The organism is Ralstonia sp. PBBBR1, from assembly GCF_002256165.1.
In the GTDB taxonomy this organism is placed as follows: domain Bacteria; phylum Pseudomonadota; class Gammaproteobacteria; order Burkholderiales; family Burkholderiaceae; genus Ralstonia; species Ralstonia thomasii.
Window position 1 is genome coordinate 103592 of sequence record NZ_NKIL01000006.1, and the last position, 25662, is coordinate 129253.

The window sequence follows — 25662 nt, forward strand, 5'->3', positions numbered from 1 at the left end:
GGCAACATGGGCTGCCTGCACAAACCGCCCGCAATGCAAGCGACCAAGCGGCTTCGCGTTTCACCACTGAATCATACCTACGGCCAGTTTCGGACTGCGTCTGTGGCGGCTACAACTGACGATAAGGGACGGGGAAATCTGCAAGCGACCGGCGAGCCGCGGCAGGTAGTCGATACAACGCCCGATAGCCATTCACACCGGCGGAGGCGAAGGCATATGCGCACGCATACCAAACAGAGAGAACGCGGGGCGGTGCTCCCGATGGTGGGCCTGATGCTTGCCGTGTTGCTCGGAATGGCAGGTTTGGTGATCGACCTGAGCGGGTTGTTTGTGGCCAAGACGGAGCTTCAGTCAGCGGTGGATAGCTGTGCCTTGTCGGCGGCCCAGGAGCTGGATGGCGCCTCCGATGCGCTGACACGGGCAACGAATGCGGGGGTGACAGCGGGCAATGCCAACCGTGTTGTCTATCAAGCATCTTCTGCGTCGTTGGCCAATGCTGACGTCACGTTCAGCACGGCACTGAACGGCACCTACAGTGCGGCCGGAGTGGCGTCCAGTTCGTCCAGCTATGTCAAGTGCAAGCACTCAAAAAGTGGGATCACGGCGCGCCTGATCAAGTTCGTTGGCGGTGCCAACAGCTATGCCGTTGCCGCGCTGGCGGTCGCCACGCGTGTGCATGCGCAGAGCACGTGCCCGATTCCGGTCGCCTTGATCCCGAAAACCGGCGGGACGGCACCCAACTATGGTTTCCAGGTTGGTGAGTGGGTCAGCATGCTGTACTCAGGCGGCTCTACTACGCCAGGTGAGATGGGCTGGTACAACCTCGACGGCTCCACCAATGCCAACGAGACAAAGGCCGAAATGGATCAGGGCTACTGCAATTCCAAGATCGGCGACCAACTGGGCACGCCTGGTGCGAAAGTGTCCGTTGACGACAATTGGAACGCACGCTTTGGCATCTACAAGAACAAGTCCAATGCGTCGCAACTGCAGCCGGATTTCACGGGCTACTCCTACACGTCCACCAACTGGACAAACACGGTGCCGCAGAACGCTTACAGCGGCACGCCGGCATCGGGTTCCGACAAGAGCGCTGCCAACTTCAAGAACAAACGGCTTGCCTACGCCAACTATGACGATACCGGTACGAGTGTTTCCGGCGGCGACAAGATCACCGGGCTCAACGTCAAGGGCGGCTACAAAAACCTCGCTACCAGCGGGAGCAGCGGCGACCTTGCCACCTATGGGGTGAACCGGCGCGTTGTCCTGGTGCCCGTCATCTCGTCCGCGTCAAAGATCATCGACTACGCCTGCATGCTGATGTTGCAGCCCATTGACGGTGTCCACAACACGCCGCAGTTCGAGTTCCTGGGCAACGCAGGGAGCACCAGCAGCCCGTGTTCACCCAGTGGCCTGGCGGGCGGCAGCAAGGGCCCCTTGGTTCCAGCATTGGTGCAGTAGGAGCGAACCATGAAGACGCGACAACGACAACAGGGCGTGGCGCTGGTCGAACTGGCCATCATGCTCAGCCTGCTGCTTGCCATCACCTTCGCGATAACGGAGTTCGGCCGGGCCATCTACACGTACAACACCCTGGCCAAGGCCACACGAGACGCCACCCGTTACCTGAGCACGCAGGCCGCCGGCAACACGACCTCCTATGCGACTGCAACAAATCTGGCGGTCTACGGCACGCCGACGGTCGGCAGCACGCAAGCGCCGCTGGCACCGGGTCTGACGTCCAGCATGGTGTCCATTTGCGATGCGTCCAACACGAGCTGCACGTCCAACATTGCGCAAGGGACCAACCCGGCCATCAACACCGTCACCGTCACGATCTCGGGCTACACGTTCAACCCGGTGATCGACATGATGGCGTTCCTGCGATTCTATGCGGGCGGCAAAGGGTCGATCACTTCGTTCCCATTTGGGAACATCTCAGTGACCATGAGGCAGTCCTATGAATAAACATCAGAAAGGAACGACGGCGGTTGAGTTTGCCATTGTGGTGGCGCTCTTTCTGACGGTACTGCTTGGCATCCTCGACTTTGGGCGCATTCTCTTTACCTGGAACGCCGTGGGAGAAGCGACGCGCTGGGGGGCGCGACAGGCGGTGGTTTGCGGGCAGGGGTCGACATCTGTGTTGGGTAAGATGCAGACCATTCTTCCGACGCTCACGTCTGCGAATGTGTCGGTGCAGTGGTACGACACCAGTGGGGCGGTGAGTACCAGCTGTGACGCTACGAGCTGCGGTGGTGTTGCAGTCAGCGTGACCGGTATGACGGTGGCGCCTTATTCGCCGGCTACCTGGATTGGATTTTCACGGCTTGCCGTGCCGGGGTTTTCTACTTACTTGCCGCGGGAGATCATGGGGCAGGACCCTAATAGCAGTAGTGTCTGCTCCTGAGTCAGCTTCTTAATGGTGTGGGTCTGGCCCACTGTTTTTTCGGGGGATGGGCTTAGTGGTCCATCCCCTTTTGCATTTCCTGCCGGGCTTGACCGACTCTCTTGGTCTTGCCAAAGAAACTGAGCAAAAAAGGCGTGCCCGAGACGGCGACTGCCTCTTGGATTTGCGTAAGTCGGGAGAGGTTGGGAGGAGTCGCTTCGCTCGGACAGTTCCCCACCTTTTTCCCGGCCGTTTGTAGAAATTCAAAGCGACATCTCGTGCGGGGAAATCAAAGACCAAACCCTCTGGACGCCAGCCCAAACGACAAGGCCAACCTCACGATGGGCTGGCCTTTTTCTTTAATGTGCTGAACGTGGCGCCGAAACTAAGAATCAACTCAACCTACACGGCGAGTAAAGCTGCGCCGACCTCTATACGATTTGATCGTCCCCGCTCTTGATGGCGCCTTGGATTTTGTTGCGAAGAAAAGGAAGCGGAAACTGCCTGAGCGCAGCAAGTTTTTCCCTTCCACTGCGACATAAATTCAAGGAGTCTTTCGCCATCTCGGGCACGCTTTTTTTGCTCAGTTTCTTTGGCAAGACCAAGAGAGTCGGTCAAGCCCGGCAGGAAATGAAAGAGGGAATGGACCACAAAGGGCCACCCTGGCAGGGCGCGAAAGGAGGGCAAACCACCAAGCGCAACCCCGAAGCCGACGCACCACGAAGCCCAACCCCAAACGCTAAAGATACAAAGGAAAAAACCCGGCGCGCGTCCGGGAACAGGACCACCGCGCTAGCACATACGCCAGGTGATAGTCCGGGGGCCGTTACTACCAGTTATTTGCGCGCTCGCATGTCAGCCTCCCGAGGCTGTCATGGTCGGCAGCAGCACACGGTAGATCTGGATGAATGCTGGGCCGAGCAACACCAGAAGCAGCGTAGGGAAGATGAAGAAGATCAGCGGGAAGAGCAGCTTCAGCGCGATCTTGGCGGCCTGTTCTTCGGCACGCATGCGGCGCTTGGTACGCAGCATGTCTGACAACACGCGCAGCGAGTCGGCAAGGCTGGTACCGAAACGGTCAGCCTGGATCAGCATCGATGCAAACCGGTCGACGTCTTCCACACCGGTGCGCAGCGCCAGGTTGGTGAGTGCCTTTTCCTTCGGAAACCCGGAACGCAGTTCCAGCAGCGTGAGTTCCATTTCTTCAGCCATTACGGGGCAGCGCAGCGCGAGTTCGTCCGACACGCGCATCATGGCGGCGTCCAGGCCGAGCCCGGCTTCTACACACACCGTGAGCAAGTCAAGCATATCGGGAAATTCTTCAAATACATCTCGCTGACGATGCTCGACCTTGCGTGCCAGTGCCGCATTGGGCAGGTAATAGCCAATGGCGCTCAGCAGCCCCAGAACAGCGAGGACCACCTCCTGGTCGTGATGTTCCGGCCGGCTGCTCAGCACCAGCAGTGCCGCCAGCGGTAAGAGGATCGCGAGCACCGTCTTCACAGCAAAGTACAGCGACGGCGCCCACGGTTGCCGCCAGCCGGCATTCATGAAGCGGATGCGCAGTTGCGAGTTCTCCCAGCCATCTTTGGGCAACGACAGTTGCGAGACCGGCTTGGCCCACGTGGCCAATTTCTCTACCCAGGCATGGTCAGGGCCCCCGGCCAGGTCTGCACCCACGGTCTGACCGCCGATCTGTTGTATCCGCCCGCGTGCGCGGTTCGGAGAGAACAGGTGCAGTAGCCCGAGCGCACCGCCAAAGGCAGCCACGAAGATCAGGACCAGGATGAAATATTGATTGGAATAGAGCGCTTGCATGATCGTCTCCCCCCAAGAATACGAAGTCACGTTGTGAGGTTACCGTGCTGCATATCGCACGTCCGTCAGACCCGGATGCGGATGATCTTGCGCATCCAGATCAGGCCCATCACCATGTTGAACAGCGCCAGGCCGATCATCTTCAGGCCCATCGGGTCCGTCCATAGCACCTTCATGAAGTCGGGATTGACAAGGAGAATCATGCCGGCGGTGCAGAAGGGCAGCAGCCCGAGAATCCACGCCGACAAACGCCCTTCGGCTGACAGCACGCGGATCTTGTCGTACAGCTTCAGGCGCTCGCGCACAAGGTTGCCGATTGTGTCGAGAATCTCCGCCAGGTTGCCGCCGCTTTCGCGTTGGATGAGCACGGCAATCACGAAGTAGCGCAGGTCATTGACGGGCACCCGCTTGGCCAGGTTGGTCAAGGCTTCATCGAGCGATACGCCGTAGTTGATTTCTTCGAATGTAGTGTGGAACTCGGGACCCATGGGCTCCTTAATCTCTTGCCCGACCATGCCTAGCGCGCTGGCGAAGGAGTGGCCGGCACGTAGTGCACGGGCAATCATGTCCACCGCGTCGGGAAGCTGCGCCTCCAGCTTCTTCAGGCGTTTGCGCCGCTGCGATGCGATGTGCAAGACCGGCAGCGCAGACATGAGCAACGCGCAGGCCGTCACGATGCCAAACGGGACCGGCAGCAACGCACCTACTGCCAGCACTCCGGCGCCAGTCAGGATGGTGTATCCCAGGAGCTGCGCGACCGACCAAGCGCTGCCGGATTGCTCCAGCCAACGGTCAATCGTGCTCACGCGGGGGAGGCTCATCAACCAGCGCTGGAACTGGGGCGATTCGCTCAGCAGGCGTTTCTTCAGAATCGAGAGCTGTTCAGTGCCGATGTGTCCGCCCGCGGACAGCGCGCGGATGCGGGCATCAACGCGCTTGGCCTCGGGGCCGTGGTAGTTGTTCCACCACTGGTAGACCCCCTCGATGCAGAGTACGACGGCCGCGAACAGCAGGATTGCGAACGCGTAGAAGATTTCGTTCATTTAGGGTGCCCCCGTTTCTAGATCGCGCTTGGACCACACTGGTGGTGGCTCTGGCTTCAAGCCTTTAAACCTCAAAGTGCCTTTGCGGGTCAAAGGTCTCGTCTGGCAAGCCCACCCCGAACACGCGCAGTCTTTCGGCAAATTTTGGATAGACACCTGTGGCGCGGAAGTGCCCCTTGACGGAGCCGTCTTGCGCGATGCCCGTGCGCTGGAAGGTGAAAATTTCCTGCATGTTGATGACATCGCCTTCCATGCCGGTGATCTCCTGGATGCTGATGACTTTGCGGCGCCCATCCGTCAAACGCGCCACTTGAATGATCACGGTGATGGCCGAGGCGATCTGCTGCCGGATCGTCTTGGGTGGCAGGTTCAGGCCTGCCATGTTCACCATGTTTTCCATGCGCGTCAGTGCATCGCGCGGGGTGTTGGCGTGCACGGTGGTGAGTGACCCTTCGTGACCGGTATTCATGGCGTTGAGCATGTCCAGGGCCTCGCCGCCGCGCACTTCGCCCAGGAGGATGCGGTCTGGCCGCATGCGCAGGGCGTTGCGCACCAGTGCACGCTGCGTGATCTCGCCTTTACCCTCGATGTTGGGCGGGCGCGTTTCCAAGCGCAGCACGTGCGGTTGGCGCAGTTGCAGTTCTGCGGCATCTTCGATGGTGACCATCCGCTCGTCTGCCGGGATGAAGCCCGAGAGGATGTTCAGGAGTGTGGTTTTGCCGCTGCCCGTGCCGCCCGATACCAACACGTTCACCTTGGCTTGCGACAAGGCTTGCATCAGCTTGGCCATGGGCGGTGTGAGTGTCTTAAGATCGATTAGGTCCGACACCTGCAGCGGGTTGGTCGCAAACCGGCGGATCGAGAGCAGCGGGCCATCGATGGCCGAGGGCGGAATAATGGCGTTCACCCGCGAGCCATCGGGCAGGCGCGCGTCCACCATCGGGCTGGTTTCATCAATGCGACGCCCCACGCGCGAGACGATCTTCTCAATCACCTTCATCAGGTGTGCATCGTCGTAGAAGGTGACGTCGGTAAGCTCCAGCTTGCCGCGGCGTTCAACGTAGACCTGCTTGGCCGTGTTGACCAGGATGTCAGACACCGTCGGGTCCTGCAGCAGAGGCTCGAGCGGGCCGAAGCCAAACATCTCGTCATACACATCAGTGGTCATCTGCCGACGCTCGGTGTCATTGAGCAGCAGCTTTTCTTCGTCGATGATGTTGTTGACCAGGGTGCCGATCTCGTGGCGCACCTGCTCGATCGGGAAGCGGGCCAGCCGTTCCAGATCCACGCGGTCGAGCACCACTTCGTGCACGGTTTTCTTGAAGTCCCGGTAGGCGGGATGGCCCGCCACATTGTGGTGGTGCGGTGCGTGTCCGTTCATGGACAGCGGCACGTGTTCCGGGCGGGAGAGTTGTTCGCGGATCGACATGATGGGCTCCGTCTGACTGGCGAAATGGACAGGAGAAACTCAGGCAATGTTCGGAGACGACGTCTTGGCCCGCGAGAAGAACTTGCTCAAGGAGAAGCCTTTCTCTTGTGAAGCATGACGATCGTTCTCGCGCGCTGTGGCAAAGACGTTGCCTAAGGCCATGAGCGCCTTGGTCATGGCACTGCTGCGGTGATGCTGGGCAATGGGCATGCCCTGGCAGATGGAGTCATCCACCGCGGCCGCATCTTCAGGAAGCACATGGAAGAGCTTCTGTCCGAAGACTTGCTCCAGCGTGCTGCGTGGTAGCTCGTCGCGCTTGCCATGCCGGTTGACCAGGATGCGCAGCTTTTCGGGGGGGTAATGCAGGCCGTGCAGGATATCCAGCAGGCGCCGCCCCGTGCGGGCAAAGGCAATGGTCGGCTGGACCACGACGCAGATCTGGTCGCAGTGGTCGAGCACCGCAATCGACAGCGGGTTGATCGCCTGCCCGACGTCCACCAGGATAAAGTCGTAGATCGGTGACACCAGCGAGAGCACGTACTCGATCTTGTCCTTCTTGATCTCGCCCGCCTTTATCGGATCGCTGGCGCCGGCCAGGACGTCAAAGTCCTTGGCTACGCGTGTCAAGCACGCTTCCAGGAAGGCATCGTCCAGCCGGTCGACCTGTGCGCACACTTCGGACAGCGTGGCAGGTGGCGTCTTGTTGCTCACCAGAAAGTGCGTGTCGCTGAACTGCGTGTTCAGGTCGATCAACAGCACGCGCTTGTGTTCGTGTGCGGCCAGCGTATAGCCGACGTTGCTGGCGATGAAGCTGGAACCCGCGCCGCCCTTGCTGGAGATGAAGGCGATTACGCGCGCTTCCTCGCGCGTTCTCGGGGTGTGGTTGGTTTCCAGCCGCGTGAGCGCTGTCGTCAGTTGGGCGCGTTCCAGCGGCCAAGTCAGTATGTCGCTGACGCCGGCGCGCAGTGCGCGAATCAGGTCGTCGCGCTCCTGGGTTTGCGTGACAAGGATGCAGGGCAGGTCGGCGAACTGCTGCCGCAGCAGTTCGATGCTCAGCATCTGGCTCGGGCCACCGCTCGGCTGGTCGATGATGAGCGCATCCGCGCCGCGCAGTTGGCAGGCATGCGTGGACAGGCTGCCCGGTGCAGCATGCAGGTGCATGACCTGGTAGCTGCCGGCGGCGGCTACGAGGCGCGCAAGGTCAGCCAGGCGTTCACCGTCTTCGGAGGCAATCAAGATCTTGAGCATGGCAAAGCTCCCCGTTCGATCGTGTGTTTTGTATGTCGTTGCATCGCGCCGCGCATGGGCTGGCCTCGTATCAGGCTGGCGATGGCGGGTGCAGCATGGGCACCCGCCCTGTACTGTCAGCGCGAGAAGCTGCCGGACATTCCGCTACCACCGTATCCACTGCCGCCGAATCCGCCGTACCCACCGCTGCCGGTGCCAGTACCCCCTGCGGGGAAGCGGGTCATCGAGCGGTCATAGTTGCTCATGGCGGCCACGGCGGCTTTGCCGTCATAGCCATCCAGAGCGGGCAAGCCGGCCGGTGCGTCGGGATTGATCACCTGTGCTTGCTTGACGCTGGTGACGGCCTCACCGAAGTGCTTGTCCCAGTTGGGTGTCGTGGTCATGCAGGCAGTCAGGGCCTGGCAAGCCAGGATCACGAGTGCGGCGCGTTGCAGGTATTTAAGATTGGTGTTCATGGCATATCTCCACATGGTTCCCGGGTTAGCGTGTCTGCGGGGTTGTGGTCGTGTCGGCCACTGCCGTCTGCCGGCCCTGCGTCTTGGTTCTGGCCTGGGCCAGCCGTGCCGCAGTGGCTTCGATTCGGGCAACACGCGCGGCATTGTCGTCCGTGGGCGCCGTGGCCGATGTTGTGGCGGGCGCGGTTTCCCAAACCGGTTGCGCGGCCGCCGGTTTTTCGGGCGCACCGTTTGCCGGCTGCGTGGGCGGGGCGATGCTCACCTCAGTGCGTGGTGCAGCGATGACCGGAGCGACCGGTGCGGGCGCAACCGGAGCCGGCATCGGCGCCTGCGAGCTGGGGGCAGCGGGTGCGCTCGGTACCGGCGCAGGTACCTGCGGTGCCGTTGCAGGTGCGGCGGCCGTTGCTGGTTTGGCCGCGCGGTTCTTGGTGCCGGAGCCTTCCATGTTGCCCGTCAGGTAGACGGCAAGCTCGTTGGGCGTCGAGAAGCTGTCAGTCGGCAGCGGATACGAGGCCGTCTGCATTGGCTGCACCAGGCGCGGCGTGATGACGATGACCAGCTCTGTCAGGTCATGCTGGAACTGCGTGCTACGGAAGAGGGTGCCCAGGACGGGGATTTCACCCGCGCCGGGCAATGCCTTCAGTGAGCCGCGCGCGTTGTCTTGCAGCAGCCCACCGATGGCAAAGCTCTCTCCGTCACGCATCTGCACGGTGGTGGAGGCGCGCCGCGTGGTGATGAGCGGCAGGATGGTCTGGCCGTTCGTGTTGGCACCGGTGACAGTTGCGCCCGTGGGCGAAAGTTCCGATACCTCCGGTGCCACCTTGAGGTTGATGCGGCCATTGGCCATTACGGTTGGCGTGAACTTCAGGCCAACGCCATACTCCTCCTCTTGCAGCGTGATGGTGGGAGCGCCACCTGAGCTGCTGCTCTGCGCAACCGGGATGTAGATCTTGCCGCCTGCCAGGAAGCTGGCTTCCTGGCCACTGAGCGTGACGAGATTCGGCTCGGCAAGGATCTTCACCAGGCTGTCGTTCTTTTGCGCATCCAACTCAACCTGGAAGGGCCGGTTGTTCGCCTTGTTGGCAAAGAACCCGGTAGACGAGCCGGTCAACAGGGAGGTCAGGAGGCCGCCGCTCCACGAGCCGAATCCGCCTTGGACATTGAGTGCCGAGCCCAGCTGGTTCAACAGGGTCTTCGACACTTCCGCCACCTTGACTTCCAGCATGACCTGCTGCGGTGTATCCACGATCATCATGTTGATGACGTTGGCACCGCCGGCCGCACCACCACCGCCGAGTGCACCTGCCGCACCGCCGCCCTTGTCCGCACCGCTTTGTGCAGAAGCTGCATAGGCGTGGGCGATTTCCATGGCTTGCTGCGCCGCCTGTGCGCTCGACACGTTGCCGGCCAGTACAAGGCTGTCTGCCGCGGTCATCACGCGAATCTTGTTTTCACCCGGCATCAGCTGCGCGAGCGAAGTCTGCAGGCCACCGGCATCGGCGTTAACTACCACATTGACGATGCTGCAGGCGCCGCTGCGCCCCTGCACGATCATGTTGGTGGTGCCCACACTGCGGCCCAGCAGATACATGGATTGCGGCGACACCATGGTGGCCTGCACCACAGCCGGATTGCCCAGCGTGCGATTGCGCACGGGCTCCGGCAGCGAGATGAGCGAAGACTTGCCAACCGGCACCACCACGCTGCTTTCGCCGCGCACGGCGCCCGTGCAGTTCGGCCCGCGTACATCGGCCACCGGTGCGGTCGCCAGCGCCGGGTTCATGCTGATCGTCATCTGCACCGGTGCGGATGCACCGGCGCGAGACTGCATCACGACCGGTGCTGTGGTGGACTTGGCTACGGCGCCTGCCTCCATGGCCGCTTGTGCTGTCGCATGCGTAGGCATGCAGAGCATGGCACCGGCGGCACTCGCCAGAATGAGCATGCGTGTGCTGCCGAGGACCTGTACGCCACGTAGCGTGACGTTGGCGCCATTGGTTTTTTGGTTCGTCTTCATATCTCCCCCCCCGAGGGTCTGCTGCACAAGGTAAAAATGCGGTTGATACGCTGTGGCTGGTTAACCTCGACTTGCGCTACGTGTTGTGTTGAAGGACTGTCAGGTGTGTGGAGGGTCAGAAGCATTCCATGCTGCCTTGCACGCCGGCCAGCACACCGATGCAGTCGCGCTGCCGGATCGGGCCCGAGGCAACGTGGCGCACCTTGGCGGTTGCACGCGTCGTGCTGACCATCACCACCTTGGGTGCGGGCTCGGCTGCGGGCGTGCCCAGCAAGGTGCCCTTGGTGGCGCCGCCGGTTGCTGTGGCGGCCACGTCGACTTGGTTGCGCAGCACCAGCGAGAGCGTTCCCACGCTGCGCGCCACATCGAGCTTCTCTGCCTGATCGGGTGTGACTTCCAGCGTCACCGCGTTGACGACCTTGGGCTGGGTATCGTCCCGGCTGACTTGCTGCGCGACTGCCAGCACCAGGATCTTTTCGAGCACGATCTTGGAAATGCTGTTGTTATTGTTGCTCGCGCTCTTCGCGTCTTCGTTGGTGTTGACGATCACGTCGACCAGGTTGCCCGGCAGCGCAAAGCCCGCTACGCCCACCACGTCATTCACACGTACGGTAATGGCGCGCTTGCCTTCCGCGATGACGGCGGAAAGCCCGCCCTTGGTACCGATGGGCGCGAGCTTGTTTTCCAGAATCGGTTCGCCTTTCTGCAGGCTGGCGCGCACCACGCGCCCTTGCAACGCCTTGGGGTCGTCAAACGTGCCCGGTGGCAAGCTGCCCGCCGGCCAGCTGACCGTGCGCAGCTGCTCATTGCCCAGCGGTTGGCCGAGGTCCATGTCGCTGGCGGCCACCACGACTTGCTTGACTGAGCTGGTTGACTGCTGAGACAGCCAACGTGATGCAGAGACAACGGCCGCGATCCCCGCTACCAATGCGACGATCAGCATCACGATTGCACGCGCGTTTTTCATGATGAGTTCCCCCTTCTGAGATCAATAGAGCGGATCGAATAGGCAAGGCTCAGGTGTGAGCCTGCTTGTCCTGCCGCCAGCCCATACCCGCACTCATGGAGTCGGTTGCCTTGAAATCTGTGTGCGAACAGAAGTAGATGTCCCACGCGCGGCGCAGTGCCTCTGCGGTTACCTCGGATGGGCCACCGTGGTACTGGACGGCCGAGGCCACCAAGCGCAGCAGATCGCGTGGAATGCAGGCCAGCAATGGTTTGCCGCTGACTTCGTGCAGCGCTTCGCGCAGATAATCGAAGGCGGCATCAGCGTTCTGCAGGCCGAGATCCTGCGCAGCGCGCAGGTAGACCTCGCGATAATCGGCCACCGAGAGCGGGCCCACGTAAAGCTTGCTGCCGAGCCGGCGCAGGAAGGCGTCGTCGCCCAACTGAGCCGGTTCAAGGTTGGTCGAGAAGACGGGCCACACATCGAATGGCACGGAGAACCGCACACCATTGCGCAGCGAGAACATGTCGACGCGGCGGTCCAGCGGCACGATCCAGCGGTTGAGCAGTTCGCTCACGCCCACTTGCTGGCGGCCAAGGTCATCGACGATGTAGATGCCGCAATTGGCCTTCATGTGCGGGGGCGCCTGGTAGAAGCCGGTCGTGCCGTCATAGCGCAGCTCCAGCATCTCTAGCGTCAGTTCGCCGCCCGAGAGCACCGCGGGCCGATGGCACATCTGCCAGCGGCGGTCCAGCGGGCGACGCGCCACGGGGCCGTCTTCGTCTTCCTGCGCTACGTGCACGAGCGGGTCGAAAATCTGGATGATCTCGCCGGCGATGGTGATGGCGTATGGCACCGGCACCGTGCCTGGCAGCAGCATCCCGAGGTGTTGGGCAAGATAAGTCTTGCCACCGCCGGCAGGGCCGTAGAGCATCAACGCACGGCTCGTGTTCAGCGCGACGCCCACATCGTCGAGCAGGTCCGGCGGCATGACGAACGTGCTGAAGGCGGCGGTGACATCAGTCTTGGACAACGAGGCGAACTGGATGGAGTGCCGTTGAACGGATTCAACATAGGCTTCCAGCGTGACAGGCGCGGCACCGACATAGCTGCAGCGCGCGGTGAATTCGGCAGCGCGGACATAGCCGGCGTCGGTTAGGTGAAAGCGCACGTCCAGGTCGTTGGCGCCACGGTGGGCGACTTCCAGCATGCGCTCGCGCACGGCGTAGGCGGCCACTTCATTGATGACCATGGCGGGGAGCTTGATGGTGTCCATCAGCATGACCAGCGTGGCGCTGCGATGCAGGTAGGCCACTTTCATGAGCAGGCCGAGCAGCAACGAGATGTCCAGGCCCGTTTCGGCCACGGTGCGCGGCAGGATGTGCCATGGGGCACCAGGCTCGCGACGGGCGGCGTCCAGCCCGGTGGGCGATGGCACCGCCTCCAGCGAGCGCGGCGCATGTTGGGCGTGCCCGAATTCTGTGTGCTCGATTTTTTGGTCCCCGATCATCTTCATCACCATTTGGCTGAGTGAATACGAAGTGCGCGCCCAGATGTGCAAATTGCGCGCATCAGGCCGACGCAAACAGGACTGCAATCGTGCCGGCGGCAATCGCAACGCCGTACGGCAACGTGCCCACCGACCAAGAGGCATCGGCTTGCGGGGTGGGCGCGCCGGCTTCCCGGCTGACCTGCCCCGACGTCAACAGGACGTCGCGCAGGTTCCGGCGCAGCTGCGCCATGCGCTTATGCCGGAGGGTAAATAGCAGCGCCCAGATGCCGCCGATCACGAACGTGGCCATTGCAATCTCAAAGGCCATGAACGCGCCGAGCCAGGCGCCTACGGCAGCCATGAGCTTCACGTCGCCCGCAGCCATGCCGCGCAGCAGATAGAAGGGCAGGAAGATCGCCAGGCCCGTAAGCCAGCCACACGTCCACTCCAGCGCGCCATTGCCGAAGCCATGGACTGCTACCTGCAACGGCAGCGCCGCAAGCCATGCACCGAAGGTCAGCCAGTTCGGGATGCGGCGATGCTGCGCGTCGATGGCCGCCGCTATCAGTGCCACGCCCATTGCAACGGGGCCAATCATTGACGAGAGCAGGGTGGCGTCGTTCATGGTGTCCTCGGGTTCTTTGGTGCGGTTGCGTGTTCAGTTCAATGAGGTCGGGTCTTGCAAAAGTTGTAGTTATTCGGTGCAGCGCAACATCACGGGATGGCCGCAGCGATCATTTCGTAGAGAGACTTCACACCGCTACCCAGCGCCACGACGGAGCCGAGAATGACGATCGCGATAAGTGAACCCAGCAGTGCGTACTCGATCGAGGTAACGCCTTGATCGTCGCGCAGCCACTTCCTGGGGTTGATTGGCTTATGCATGCTGGTCTCCTGCGTAGCGCCGGTAGCTGACCGAGTTGACAATCCGCTAGAGCGCGGCTGCAATGTTGGAGAACACCGTACTCAGATTCGTGCCGACGAGCTGAACGGAAGCGATGATCACCACGGCGATCAATGCCGCGATCAGGCCGTATTCGATCGCAGTGACAGCTTGTTCGTCGTACAGGAACTGCTGTAGAAGCGTGCTGTAGCGGTTCATGACAATCTCCCTTTGACCCTGTTAGAAGTTTTGCCCGTTGTTGCTGGAGCGTGGGTTGCCATGTTCATGGCAACCCACGCTTGCACTCGCTTGGCATGCATTGCTGGGCATCAATGCAGTGAGCCTCGCGTTTGCAACATCGGTGCACTTACAGTGCCGCGGCGATGTTGGAGAACACCGTGCTCAGGTTCTGACCCACGAGCTTGACCGAGGCGATGATCACGACTGCGATCAGGGCGGCGATCAGGCCGTATTCGATGGCGGTCACACCATCTTCATCACGGGCGAATTGCTTGAGTGCGTTGAGGTAGTTCATGACAATCTCCTTCAGTGGAAAAAATGCGCGTTCGAAAAGCCAGAATGAAAGAGGTCATGTCGGCGGCGCACAGATGGCACAAGCATGAAACGGCCAGCAGCCTTGGCTGCCGTCACCTGCCCGCAGGAACTCACGTGACACGCACCGTGCGGTGTCGCGCAGCGTGCTGTCCCGTGTGGGCGATGTGAGCGCGTTGTTGGTCGGCATTTGTCTCGATCCCTTTTTTTTCAATTCGATGCTTTGAATTGGAGATTCCGTTTCGCTTCGCCTTCTGCTGTGAACTTGCTGCTCCCCGTTCAAGGCGGCGGTGACGATGTCCTGCGATCTGGCATAGGCAAGAGCTGGGCCACCCCCGTGCACTTCCATGTGCGACAAGGCTTTGCGGGCGATTGGCTGAATTCGAGGGCGCGTGCATGACGGTTAGTGCCCGCGTTCTCGGGGGCGGAGTTGCCAGGGGGAAACGCGTGGCGCGGCACGTCGATTTGGATGAGGCTACGTAGGGATGACGCAGCACAGGGGTGTCCTCATTCAAATGGACAGGTGGGGGGGTAGCGTAGTGGATGGTGGAAATCGCCGTCGGGTAGGCTGGGGGTCTGCGTCAGCCTCCTCACCGTGCCCCAGCCGAGGGCGTGTCCATAGCGGGGCGACGTTTCCGGATGGAAACGTTGATGGATCCTCCTGGCGTATCGCTCTGATGGTTGCGCGTAGCAAGGCTGTAGCCACAACGCATCGCGGGAAATGTCCCCGCGCTTCAGTGCTGAAACGTCGATGCAATTTCGACGCTCGGGCGGCGCTAAACACAGACCGCAGGCGCGTGCCCTACCTTGCCTTATCCGAGTGCACGAACAAGACTGGGCTCTAAGACCCGCCCGCGGCGTGAAGCTGTCGCGCGCGTGACGAAGCCCCACTCAGCGCAGCGCAGACATCGTGTGCCGCGCACCACCCGGAACCGACGCGAGGAGCAGCATGAGCCAGAGATCTGTGCGTCTGCCAGCCACGCGCAGCGCCGCAGCAGCAATTCGTGCAACCGTTGAGCATGCTGCTGGCCACTGGATCGATCTGGCCCGAGTGCGCGCCTACAGCGGTGCGCTGCTGGTTCTGTTCTGCGTGCTGCTGCTTGGCTGGGCCTGGACGAGCAATGGCTTTACCGATGTGACGATGGCGCGTCCTGGAACGGATTTCTCGGCGTTCTGGGGCGCCTCCTATCTCGCGCTGACGCAGGGCCCTCTGCAGGCATACGACGTGCGCCAGCTGACTGCGGTGATCGCCGAGCATGGAACGTTGGGAAGGGGGGCTGAGCTGATCCTTCCCTGGCTCTATCCGCCGACCTTTCTGCTGATGGTCTTGCCGCTGTCGTTGTTGCCGCTGACCTTGAGCTACCTGCTGTTCCTGGCCGGCACGGGGCTCGTCTATTTCAAATCAATCGGCATGTTGACGGGGGCACAGCACCCCTGGCGCCAGGGGTTGTGGTTGCCTGTGCTGGCCGCTCCGGCAACGCTTATCACCATTCTTGCTGGCCAAAACGCGCTGTTGACAGCTGGTGTGGCCGGGGCTGCCGTGTATCACCTGAACAAGCGCCCCGTGCTTGCCGGTGTGCTGATCGGCTTGCTTGCCATCAAGCCGCAACTGGCGGTGTTGTTCCCGCTGGCCCTGGTGATCTCGCGTGCATGGAAGGCGCTGGCCGGCGCGCTGCTGACAACCGTGGTGTTTGCGAGTGTCAGCGTGTTGGTCTGCGGCTGGCGCACGGTGCCGGCGTTCCTTGCCAACGCGCAATGGGTGCGGGCGAGCTTCATCGAGGGCGGCGCCAACCTATGGTGGGGCATGCCAACGCCTATCGCAGCCGCCCGGCTGGCCGGGGCGAGCGTGACCGGTGCGTACGCCGTACAGGTGTTGACAGCGCTGGCGATGGCCGCCGCGATGGCCTATGTCTGGCGGCGGACGACGGCGTTTGAGTTACGTGCTGCGGCGCTGGCGATTGCCACGCTGATGGTGTCGCCATATCTGCGTGACTACGAGCTGACATGGCTGGGGCTGGCCATTGCCGGTTTGGTGGGCGACGGTGTGCGTGATGGCAGCGGCAATGGCCTGTCGAGCGGCGAGCGGGCGGCGCTCGTTGTGGCCTGGCTGCTGCCGATCTATGAGCACGCCAATCCGTATTTGAAACTACCGCAGATCGGGCCGCTGGTTCTGTTCGCCATGATGGCGCTTGTTGTGCGTCGCGTGGTAACGCGGGCGTGAGGGCACCATGGCCATCGCCTTGAACCTTCTAAAGCACAGGGCGCCCGAGGCGACGGCGGCGTCTCCAGTGGCCGCCGCGGGTGCTCGCCACTGGTTGGGCCCGGACCGCGTGCGCGTTTACTCGATGGCTGCGCTGGCCTGCTACGTCGCGTACTTTGTAATCTGGGCTGTTCGCGCCAGTGTGTTGAAGGTCGCGGGTGTCTTTCCGCTTGGCGGCGATTTTCTGGTGTTCTGGAGCGCTGCGCAGTTGGTGCTGCAAGGGCACCCACCCGCTGCCTACGATGTGGCTGTGCTGCATAACGTGGAGCTGGCAACCGTCCCACTGGTGGCGACAACCCAGGGGTTGTTGCCCTGGTTCTATCCGCCAACCTTCCTGCCCTTCATCGCGCCCTTCGGGCTGCTGCCGTACTGGCTTGCCGTGCTCGTCTTCCTGAGTATGAGCGTCGGATGCTTCCTGTGGGTTGTCGGCCGGATCGTGCCATTGCGGCGGGCATGGCTGCCGTGCGCGGCATTTCCGGGGATTGCGGTCGTGCTCGCAACGGGGCAGAACGCGTTGCTGCTGGCGGCATGTGCTGGTTTGGCGCTCACGTTGCTGCATTCCCCTCGCCCCAAGCGGCCCCCCAGCCCGATCGCAGCGGGCATGTTGCTCGCCCTGCTGACGGTGAAACCGCAATTGGCTGTGATGTTTCCGGTGGCACTGATGTGCGCCAGAGCCTGGAAAACGTTGATTGCAATGGCGCTGACCTCACTCGCGCTGGCAGTGCTGGCGCTGGCAGCGTTCGGCCCGCAGTCGTTCATTGCCTTTCTGCACAACGCGGCGTTGGCGCGCTCGGCAGTGGAAGCCGGCGCAGTCCATCTGGAGCGCATGCCCACCCTCTTTGCCATGGTCAAGATGCTGCACGGCAGCGTGATGTTGGCCTACGTGCTGCATCTGATAGGGGGCTTCACGGCCTGTGCCGCAGTCGCCTATGCCTGGAGTCGGCCTTGCAGCTTTGCACTGCGTGCCGCAGCCGTGCTGACGGCAAGCATGCTCGCCAGCCCTTACCTGTACGACTACGACCTGGCGTTCCTCGGTCTGGCCATTGCCTGGCTGGCCTCCTACGCGTTGCGGGATGGGTGGCTGCCCGGTGAACGTGAAGGGCTCATCCTGCTGTGGCTTTTGCCGCTGGGCGGAATGCTCTTGATTGACCGACTCGGCTTTCAACTGATGCCACTTGTATTGCTGCTTGCACTCGCGCATATCGCGCGCCGTATTCATCTTGAGCGCACACGCAACGCGTCACGTAGCCGCGTGCCAAGGCGCCTTGGACGGGGAGAACAATGATGTTGGATTACAAAAGAAACCAACTCCTTTCGCTGGTTGTACCGTTCTACAACGAAGGCGAGGCGCTGGAGTCCTTCTTTGCACGGGTCGTGCCGATCCTGGAGTCGGTCGAGTTCATGCAGTTCGAGATCGTGTGCGTGAACGACGGTAGCAAAGACGACACCCTGCAGAAGTTGATCGCGGTGTCCCGCATGGACGAGCGTGTAAGGGTGATCGATCTGACACGCAACTTCGGCAAGGAAGCCGCGCTGACGGCCGGCATTGACGAGGCACTTGGCGATGCCGTCATCCCAATCGATGCTGATCTGCAAGACCCGCCGGAACTGATTCCCACCCTGGTGGCACACTGGCAGAAGGGGGCGGAAGTGGTCCTCGCACAGCGCGCCAGCCGTGCCTGCGACACCTTCCTCAAGCGGGTGACTGCGGCCGCGTATTACCGAGTCCACAACACGTTGTCCGACCTGAAGCTGCCGGAAAACGTTGGCGATTTCCGCTTGATGGACCGTGCGGTCGTCAATGCGCTCAAGCAGTTGCCCGAGCGGCACCGATTCATGAAGGGCCTGTTTGCGTGGGTGGGTTTCAACACCGTGATCGTTCCGTACGAGCGGGAGGCACGCAGCGCGGGTCAGTCGAAGTTCTCCGGCTGGCGCCTGTGGAATTTCGCGCTGGAAGGCATCACCAGTTTCAGCACCTGGCCGCTGCGGAGCTGGACGTATATCGGTTTGGCCATTGCAAGCCTGGCATTCGTGTACGGCAGCTACATCATCGCTCGCACCATGGTTCTGGGTGTGGATGTGCCGGGCTACGCCTCGCTGCTGTCGCTGCTGCTGTTCTTTGGTGGCCTGCAATTGATCGGGTTGGGCGTGGTGGGCGAATACATTGGCCGTATCTACGACGAGGCCAAGGGGCGCCCGATCTACCTGGTGAAGCGCCGCTATCAGGAGCGCCGGCTGCGCAACCGGTTGACGGGTGAGCGGCGCGTGATTCAGATGGTGCGAGGTCAGCGCGGTTAGGCGCGTCTGGGCACAGGGGAGTCCACACCGGACCCGGCGCGTCACCTGACCGTCCATGCTCTGGTCGCATTGATGCTCCGGGTTTTGGTTCCGCGACTGGGCCGTGTGGTTTTACGTCCTGAAGGGGGCCCGCGCGGCGATCGGGCACGATGTGGCGTGCGTTGCATGGTCTCGTGGCTGCGCCGGCCGCTCCGATCATGGTCCTTCTATGAACCACGCGTTGAAGAACGGCTTCGGTGACGCGCAGCGCTCGCCTGCTTATTGTTGCGGTTCCTTGATTTGACTGTAGACCGGTGTTGCTTGAGCACTGGATTGCGCCCACCGATTGAATCGGTCTCGGAACGGCACTTCTACGTATTTGTGCAGCAGGTGTGCGATGCCGAACGTCCAGAATAGGAACAACGCATAGGGAATGAGCCTGTCGTTGAGGCCAGTGCCGGTCGTTGCGCTGAGCATCTGCAGGAACCAGACACCATGCCCGAGGTAGAGCGCGTATGAAACCTTGCCAAGATACTGTGCGGGGCGGGTCTGGAGGAGGTTTGCGATCGGGCCACGATCGGCTAACAGCGACCCGATCAGCGTGGCGAACACCAATGGCGCAAACGGCGCTGAACCGGGCAGATCATTGGCAAACATAACCATAGATAGCGATGCGGCCGATGCCGTGAGCTGAATGGCACGTCCCCTCGCCAGTGCCGCGACCCGATCCCTGAACTCGCAGATCAGCGCACCTATGAAGAAGCCGGCAAGGCAGCGCGTCCAGCCGAAGTTGAACGTCATGCCAAGGCACTTTCCGGTGAGCAGGCAGCGATCGATGCTAAGCGTGATCCAAACGGCAAGCGCATATCCGATCAGAGCAAGCGCAGCGAAGCCCGCGATGCGCGCTTTGCCTTGCAGCAGGAAGCAGAGCGCGCCAAATGCGAGGTAGACGAACATTTCATCGCTGATGCTCCAGCCTACGAGGTTGCCCACGCCGTTAGGGAACAGGTTCAAGCCTTGCGACATGGTTACGAGCGCGAGCACTTCGCCAACCGACGGAACACGATAAGCGAAGGCAATGGCCAGTGCAGACGTTGCGATATGCGCTGGCCAAAGACGCCCAACGCGGCGGATGGCAAACGTGCGCAGCTGAGTCCGGCTCGTTAGTTGCCCGCCATAGGCCCGACAGATCACGAAGCCGCTCAAGACGAAAAACAGATCAACACAGAGGTATGCGCTGTCAAATTGCCGATGCGGTGGTGCGTAACACATATGGTGGAACACGACGAACAGTGCTGCCACGCCGCGAAGACCTTCCAGGCTTGTGACTGTGGTTCGCATTGGTGTATCTCACGCTTGCTTGTTCTGATTGCCAATGACGCTGTGTTGGTGCTCGTGCAACCTAACGCCGGCAACCCCTTGAGCGGTGGGTATGGCTGCGCCAGGCATGGCTTGAGCCCACCGATTGAACCGGTTACGAAACGGCAACTCGACGTAGTTGTGCAGCAAACTGGTGGAGGCAAACGCCCAGAAGAGAAATAGCGCGTAGGTGACAAGTTGCTGCTTGAGCCCGACGTCTGCCGGCATGCTTACGACAAGCGGCAGCATGACGCCATGCGTAAGGTACAGCGGGTATGACACCTTGCCGAGATATTGCGCGGCTGGCGTTTGGAGGATGCGCGAGACGGGGCCGCGGTCACTGATGAGCGCACCGATCAGCGCACCGAACGTCAGTGGCGCGGTCAGTGCAGACCCGGGAAGGGCATCTGCCGAAATGAGCAGGAACAGCGCTGCTGAAAACGCCGTCACCTGAAAGACGGGGTGGCTCGCCCAGGGAATAAGGCGATCTCGGAACTCATAAATGAGGGCGCCGATGAAGAAGCCCGCAATACACCGCAGCCAGCCGAATTGGTGAACCAACTTACTGAGGCAGCCGCCCTGGAGAAGACAGGCTCGGTCGATCTCGATCCAGGCGGCCAGCGGCCACGCCGTCAAGGCTAACGCTGCGAATACCACCATGCGGGTGCGGCCGCGCATCAGGATGCAACCCGCACCGAACAGAAGGTAGACGTACATTTCGTCGCCGGCGCTCCAGCTCACGGCGTTGCCGATGCCGGCCTGGAAGACGTTCAGGCCCTGCGACATGGTGGCGAGTGCCAGCGTCTCGCCAAACGCCGGCAGATGGCGGGCCACGATGAGGGCCAGGACCGTGGTTGCGATGTGCGTTGGCCACAGACGGCCAATGCGGCGAATCATGAACGTGCGCAGCGATGCAAGATTCGACAACTGCGGGCCACACGCGCTGCTGATGACGAAGCCGCTCAAGACAAAGAAGAGGTCCACCGCGAGATAGGCATTGGCAGACAGCGGGTGCGGCCATGCGCAGAACATGTGATGCACAACGATAAACAAGGCCGCGATGCCGCGCAGGCCCTCAAAGCTTCTGTTCACGCCGTTGTCCCCCCTGCCGGGTTGGATGCATGTGCGCCAATCGCGGCAACGGGTGGTGTTGCAGCGTCAAAGCTTTCGTGCGGTGCGATCACGCGTTGTGGCGCACGCGCGCGCCGCACGATGATGGCGAGCAAGCCCACCAGCACGATCGGCGCCCATTGCCCTGTCCGGTGCGAAAGCACAGCGAACAGGCCTTGTGCAGGTACCAGCCAGGCGGCAAGCAGCACCGCATTTTCGAATCGGTTGCTGCTGTAGCGTACAAAATCCACCGCAAGCCAGGCCATCGGCAAAGCGAGCCAAGCGAGGTCGTAGTAGATGAGATAGGGCTGCACCATCAGCGTCGCAACGGGCAGTGAGGCAGCGCGCAACTCAAAGCGGCAGGCGCTGCGCCATAACCAAACGCAAACCGCAATCACCAGCATCGCCACGCCGGCGTGAGCCGCATATGACACCGTGGTCGAGTACCCGGCGGACCGCAGCGTGCCGAATACCGTTGGCGCGCCGTACAGGATCACACCACCGTTCTCGACAATAGCGTGGCGGAACATGGCCATGCTTCTCGCGGCGGCAACAAAGGTGGCTGTGCCAAATGCGAGCCAGCTCACCGCTAAAGTCAGCGCCGAGAAGAACGCCGCCGATGCGAGCGTGCGCCACTGGCGCTCGCAGAGTAGGTATAGCGGGAACAGGATGCCCAGTTGCGGTTTGATGCACAGCATGGCGATGCAAGCACCTGCCGCCACCGGAGATCGCCGCAGCAGCACCAGCGCCGCACCCGCCGCTGCTGCGGTGAAGAGCGAATTCTGCCCCGTGACCAGCGTGACCCACACACCAGGAAATGCAAGCGCCGGAATGAGCCAAGGCAGCCGCAGCGCGCCTGGCACCGACCGCAGCGTTTTGTTGAGCATCCCCAGATAGAGCGCAATGCCGCAGCCCGAGAAGGCCACCGTGGCCGCACCAAACGACAACACGCCGATCGGGTAGATCAGCAGCAAAAACGTTGGCGGATAGGAGAACGGCCCAAAGATGTCGGGCGGCAGGATGGCGGCTTCCGTAGCGCGCAACAACCCCCAGTCATACGCTGTTGTCGCGCCGTGCGTGATGGCCAGGTTGGCGGCACTCCAGAAGACAGCCAGATCCCACCCCGGCGAGGGAATGGTGGTGTTCTGCAAGATGTGGTGGCCCCACCACCACACGCCGAGCAGGAAATACTCAAGGAAGAGCAGGGCCCCGCCGTACACATACAGTCGGCGGGACCCCTGCCAACCTCCCCCCCTCGATTTCGGCGCTGGGTCAACCCGCGCCGTCCCCTGCTGGCTGACTGACATGGTCCGCCCCTGTTTTTTGTTCTGTCCCCGCCATTCCCCTTGCCTTTACCCCTGCACACACACCATCCCAAGTTCGCCCTTGCGGATCTGCAGCTTGTGCTCGCGCATCATCCGGAACAGCGTGACGCGTGAGATGCCAAGTTCTTCGGCCACGTCGATGAGCCGTTCATGATTGCGTTGCAGGGCTTCTTTGACAGCACAGCGCTCGGCTGCTTCCCGGGCCTCGGCCAGGGTAGGCGGGCGCGACGGCTCGACGGGCGGCTGCAGGTCGAGATCGGCCGGCTTGATGATGCCGTCTTCGCACATGGCAGCGGCGTGCCGGATGCGGTTGATCAGCTCCCGCACATTGCCCGGCCATGTGTGCACGCTGAGCGCACGCAGGGCCGTCGGTGAGAACCCCTTGATGTGCTCGGGCGAATGGCTGCGCACGCTGTTGAGGATATGTTCGGCCAGTAGCAGGATGTCGGTGTCGCGCTCGCGCAGTGCAGGTTGCTTGACGCGCAGCACGCAGAGGCGGTGGTAGAGATCGCCGCGAAAGCGTTCTGCGGCGATGGCTGCTTCCAGGTCGACATGCGTTGCTGAGATGACACGCACGTCGACGGCAACCGACTCTGTACCGCCCAACCGTTCGATGCAGCCGGTTTCCAGAAAGCGCAGCAGACTGGTCTGGCTTTCCAGCGGCATATCGCCGATTTCATCCAGGAAGAGCGTGCCGCCGTGCGCCATTTCGATGCGGCCGGGCTTGCGCTTGACGGCGCCGGTGAAGGCGCCACGCTCATAGCCGAACAGTTCGGACATCAGCAGCGTGGGGGGAATGGCCGCGCAATTGACGGCGATGAATGGCTGGCCGGCGCGGCGCGAGGCGCAGTGGATTGCGCGTGCCGCGAGTTCTTTTCCGGTGCCGGATTCGCCCGAGACCAACACGGGCGTATCCCATTTCGAGACCTTCTCGATGCCGCGGAACAGGCCCTGCATGGCGAGGCAGTTGCCGATCATGCCATCGGGGCGCAGCGCATCGCGTGTGAGCGTTGCCGCCGGGCGCAGGTGTGCCATGCCGACGGCGTGCCCCAGTGCGTGTGCCAATTCGGCGCTGTCGCACGGGATGTTGTAGTAGTCGACAAAGTACAGGCCGAGCAGCTTGCGCATCGGGTCAGACAACATGTCACCGTTGCCAACCACTCCGATCCAGCCAATGTTCTGCCGGGCAAGCCAAGGTTCCAGTTCTTCCAATTCGGTGTCGGAGTAACCGCAATCCAGATCCAGCAGACCGCCCAGGACGGACTCTTCGCACAGGTTCAGCGCTTCAAGGTCGCGGCGGTTGTTGGCGAAGAGCAGTTGCCAGCCCTGTTGAGCCAGGTAGCGGCAACGCGTTGCATCGTGACGCAGTGAAACATAAAGCAACGGGCGGTTGATGTACGCGTTCATGTTTTCCCCCAACGTTTTTCTATGGGGCCGCGCACTGCTGTTGCGGCCACCAATGGACTGCCAAGTCAACCGTCGGACAAGGGCGGAAAGCCGTCCGTCCGCAAATGCAGTCTGGGGGAGGAACCTCTATGCACCATGGGGCTGTCGGCGTGCGGTGCATGCCTGGCAACCTGGCGGTCTCGTTTGTTCGAGACTGGCTTTGACGTCGGTTCGCACCGACATTACCCCCGGACAACTTCTAATTCGACTTTCACTGCTACGAGTGGACTCCCCTCGCATTGCCCGAGGCCGTTATGAATGGCTGTATCGGGCGTGTTCTTGGGTGCCTGGCCATCTGGTGTGGCCGCTGCACCGCCTTTGTTCTGAGCTTCCCCTCGGAGTGCCGTTGGATTTGCACTCCGTCTTGAATCTGTCCTGCGGTCTCGGCGGCGGCGTTTCACGTCGCTCTGGTTTGATTGCCGAGCCTCCGGATCACTGATTGGCCTTGCTGGCCTGGGACACTAGAGCGACGACCATGCCACGGCGGATAAACCGTTGAGCCACAACGATTCCAGCCGGAATCAAGGTATTTGCAGTGGCAGGCGCTAGTCGGATGTTTCGTATTGGATACGTGCCGGATAGTGGCAGGGGTCATTGGAAATCGCCTCAAACGGAGGTGATTTGTGCGTAATGCATCGCGCAAACGGACGCAAAAAGTGACGTTAACTGCCTGGTGCGATGCAAAAACTCGGGGGCAACAAGAGGGGCCTCGAATGGTTGCATTCATGAAACATGGTTCGCAAATCCTGCAATGCAGAGCACCGTAGCAGGTGCCTTCGTATCGCACGACGCACATGTGCGTCACGGAAATGGCGTAACGGCTTCTCGGCGATGTGGGTGACAGCAGCGCAGAAAATGAAGCAGATGCCTGAGGCGCGACGCCCCTCATATCATCCTAAAAGATGAGGCGGCTGATTGCCTGGGCGTGTTGCCCATACGTTCCTTCGCGTGTGCACTTTCGTATCAGAACTGAAACACCTGCCGTGGATGTGCACCTGCAGCCGTATCCCTGCGAAACAAGGCGACGGAAGTAGCAGCGGACCCTGGGCATGCTGCTTGGCGCCTCACCCAACGTTGCGCCGTTACAGCACGACCGGCCGGTCGCTCAGCTCATTGGTGCGCGGCGTGCCATCGGAAGGCACGTGCGCGGCGAGGAGGTCGTTGATCTGCGCCAGCGCGTCGAGCACCGGCGCCATGGTCACGCGCTGCGCAAAGCCACGCGTGATGGTCTCGCAGATGGTGCGCCACGCGTGTGCGTCCACCTTGGCGGCGATACCGTGGTCGGCCAGGATCTCGACCGCGTGATCGGCCAGGTTGATGTAGAGCAGCACGCCCACGTGCTCGCGCGTGTTCCACACCTCCAGCAGCCCGAACAACGTCCGGGCACGGTGCCGCGGCGACATCCCGGCCCAGGCGTCGCGCACGGGCAACGAGCTCTCGATGACGACGCGCACTTCGCCGCGATGGTGTTGTTCGCCTTCGCGCACGGCGGCTTCAAGCTTTTGCAGATCCGCCGGCGGAAACGCCCGCCTTGCATGCGACGAGGTTGTCAGCAGATGGGTCAGGGCACGGCGCACGCCGTGGTGATGTCGGGTCGTGGAAGCCATGGATGCGTT

General features: G+C 61.8%; 23 protein-coding genes. 6 read left to right on the top strand and 17 right to left on the bottom strand.

The features are described from left to right. Window positions 1–6 precede the first annotated feature (6 nt). Genes CFE42_RS11630 through CFE42_RS11640 form a run of 3 tightly spaced genes read left to right on the top strand, consistent with a single transcriptional unit; the run spans window position 7 to window position 2407 of the window. The gene (locus CFE42_RS11630) at window positions 7–1461 is read left to right on the top strand and encodes a pilus assembly protein TadG-related protein (protein ID WP_238563743.1); all 1455 of its coding nucleotides are present in this window, start codon (window positions 7–9) and stop codon (window positions 1459–1461) included. 9 nt (window positions 1462–1470) lie between these two features. Next, window positions 1471–1968 (top strand): TadE/TadG family type IV pilus assembly protein, encoded by a 498-nt coding sequence (locus CFE42_RS11635; RefSeq protein WP_004629717.1) that lies wholly within the window; start codon window positions 1471–1473, stop codon window positions 1966–1968. Further along, window positions 1961–2407: a TadE/TadG family type IV pilus assembly protein gene (locus CFE42_RS11640; protein WP_004629715.1), complete on the top strand. Its 447-nt coding sequence runs from the start codon at window positions 1961–1963 to the stop codon at window positions 2405–2407. The genes CFE42_RS11635 and CFE42_RS11640 overlap by 8 nt, the downstream gene beginning before the upstream one ends. Before the next feature lie 834 nt (window positions 2408–3241). Here the strand turns inward: CFE42_RS11640 and CFE42_RS11645 are convergent. From CFE42_RS11645 to CFE42_RS11700, 12 genes are all read right to left on the bottom strand, one after another. Continuing rightward, entirely contained in the window at window positions 3242–4204 is a 963-nt protein-coding gene (locus tag CFE42_RS11645; protein ID WP_004629709.1) for a type II secretion system F family protein, read from the bottom strand. A gap of 65 nt (window positions 4205–4269) precedes the next feature. Beyond that, window positions 4270–5247, bottom strand: coding sequence for a type II secretion system F family protein (locus CFE42_RS11650; protein ID WP_004629708.1), 978 nt, complete (start codon window positions 5245–5247; stop codon window positions 4270–4272). A gap of 64 nt (window positions 5248–5311) precedes the next feature. Beyond that, window positions 5312–6676, bottom strand: a complete 1365-nt coding sequence (locus tag CFE42_RS11655; protein ID WP_004629705.1) for a CpaF family protein — start codon at window positions 6674–6676, stop codon at window positions 5312–5314. A gap of 39 nt (window positions 6677–6715) precedes the next feature. Beyond that, on the bottom strand, window positions 6716–7924 hold the full coding sequence (locus CFE42_RS11660) for an AAA family ATPase (RefSeq protein WP_004629703.1): 1209 nt from the start codon (window positions 7922–7924) through the stop codon (window positions 6716–6718). A gap of 116 nt (window positions 7925–8040) precedes the next feature. Continuing rightward, window positions 8041–8379: a hypothetical protein gene (locus tag CFE42_RS11665; RefSeq protein ID WP_004629701.1), complete on the bottom strand. Its 339-nt coding sequence runs from the start codon at window positions 8377–8379 to the stop codon at window positions 8041–8043. Between the two features lie 25 nt (window positions 8380–8404). Then, window positions 8405–10396, bottom strand: coding sequence for a type II and III secretion system protein family protein (locus CFE42_RS11670; protein ID WP_004629699.1), 1992 nt, complete (start codon window positions 10394–10396; stop codon window positions 8405–8407). A gap of 115 nt (window positions 10397–10511) precedes the next feature. Further along, on the bottom strand, window positions 10512–11363 hold the full coding sequence (cpaB, locus tag CFE42_RS11675; protein WP_004629697.1) for a Flp pilus assembly protein CpaB: 852 nt from the start codon (window positions 11361–11363) through the stop codon (window positions 10512–10514). 49 nt (window positions 11364–11412) lie between these two features. After that, the gene (locus CFE42_RS11680) at window positions 11413–12852 is read right to left on the bottom strand and encodes an ATP-binding protein (RefSeq protein ID WP_193747919.1); all 1440 of its coding nucleotides are present in this window, start codon (window positions 12850–12852) and stop codon (window positions 11413–11415) included. A gap of 61 nt (window positions 12853–12913) precedes the next feature. After that, window positions 12914–13459 (bottom strand): A24 family peptidase, encoded by a 546-nt coding sequence (locus CFE42_RS11685; protein WP_004629693.1) that lies wholly within the window; start codon window positions 13457–13459, stop codon window positions 12914–12916. A gap of 89 nt (window positions 13460–13548) precedes the next feature. Continuing rightward, the gene (locus tag CFE42_RS11690; protein ID WP_004629691.1) at window positions 13549–13719 is read right to left on the bottom strand and encodes a Flp family type IVb pilin; all 171 of its coding nucleotides are present in this window, start codon (window positions 13717–13719) and stop codon (window positions 13549–13551) included. A 46-nt stretch (window positions 13720–13765) separates the two neighbouring features. Beyond that, window positions 13766–13936, bottom strand: a complete 171-nt coding sequence (locus tag CFE42_RS11695) for a Flp family type IVb pilin (protein WP_004629689.1) — start codon at window positions 13934–13936, stop codon at window positions 13766–13768. A gap of 148 nt (window positions 13937–14084) precedes the next feature. Continuing rightward, a complete protein-coding gene (locus tag CFE42_RS11700) occupies window positions 14085–14252 on the bottom strand; it encodes a Flp family type IVb pilin (RefSeq protein ID WP_004629688.1) in 168 nt (55 codons plus the stop codon). Between the two features lie 966 nt (window positions 14253–15218). On the opposite strand from CFE42_RS11700, the gene CFE42_RS11705 reads away from it, so the two are divergent. From CFE42_RS11705 to CFE42_RS11715, 3 genes are read left to right on the top strand one after another with little or no spacing between them, the layout of a single operon-like run. Then, window positions 15219–16490, top strand: a complete 1272-nt coding sequence (locus tag CFE42_RS11705) for a glycosyltransferase family 87 protein (protein WP_004629686.1) — start codon at window positions 15219–15221, stop codon at window positions 16488–16490. Window positions 16491–16497: 7 nt separating this feature from the next. Further along, window positions 16498–17814: a glycosyltransferase family 87 protein gene (locus CFE42_RS11710; protein WP_004629684.1), complete on the top strand. Its 1317-nt coding sequence runs from the start codon at window positions 16498–16500 to the stop codon at window positions 17812–17814. Continuing rightward, on the top strand, window positions 17814–18827 hold the full coding sequence (locus tag CFE42_RS11715; RefSeq protein ID WP_004629683.1) for a glycosyltransferase family 2 protein: 1014 nt from the start codon (window positions 17814–17816) through the stop codon (window positions 18825–18827). The genes CFE42_RS11710 and CFE42_RS11715 overlap by 1 nt, the downstream gene beginning before the upstream one ends. Window positions 18828–19085: 258 nt before the next feature. On the opposite strand, the gene CFE42_RS11720 is transcribed toward CFE42_RS11715, so the two are convergent. The 5 genes from CFE42_RS11720 to CFE42_RS11740 form a co-directional block, all read right to left on the bottom strand. Further along, window positions 19086–20147 (bottom strand): acyltransferase, encoded by a 1062-nt coding sequence (locus tag CFE42_RS11720; protein ID WP_004629680.1) that lies wholly within the window; start codon window positions 20145–20147, stop codon window positions 19086–19088. A 9-nt stretch (window positions 20148–20156) separates the two neighbouring features. Next, window positions 20157–21257: an acyltransferase gene (locus CFE42_RS11725; RefSeq protein WP_004629679.1), complete on the bottom strand. Its 1101-nt coding sequence runs from the start codon at window positions 21255–21257 to the stop codon at window positions 20157–20159. Beyond that, window positions 21254–22495: a glycosyltransferase family 87 protein gene (locus tag CFE42_RS11730; protein ID WP_238563742.1), complete on the bottom strand. Its 1242-nt coding sequence runs from the start codon at window positions 22493–22495 to the stop codon at window positions 21254–21256. Before CFE42_RS11730 ends, CFE42_RS11725 begins: the two co-directional genes overlap by 4 nt. A gap of 132 nt (window positions 22496–22627) precedes the next feature. Beyond that, a complete protein-coding gene (locus CFE42_RS11735) occupies window positions 22628–24007 on the bottom strand; it encodes a sigma-54 dependent transcriptional regulator (RefSeq protein ID WP_004629675.1) in 1380 nt (459 codons plus the stop codon). A gap of 1121 nt (window positions 24008–25128) precedes the next feature. Next, window positions 25129–25653 carry a TPM domain-containing protein gene (locus tag CFE42_RS11740; protein ID WP_004629672.1) on the bottom strand — a complete coding sequence of 175 codons (525 nt, stop codon included), beginning with the start codon at window positions 25651–25653 and terminating at the stop codon, window positions 25129–25131. Between the last annotated feature and the right edge of the window lie 9 nt (window positions 25654–25662).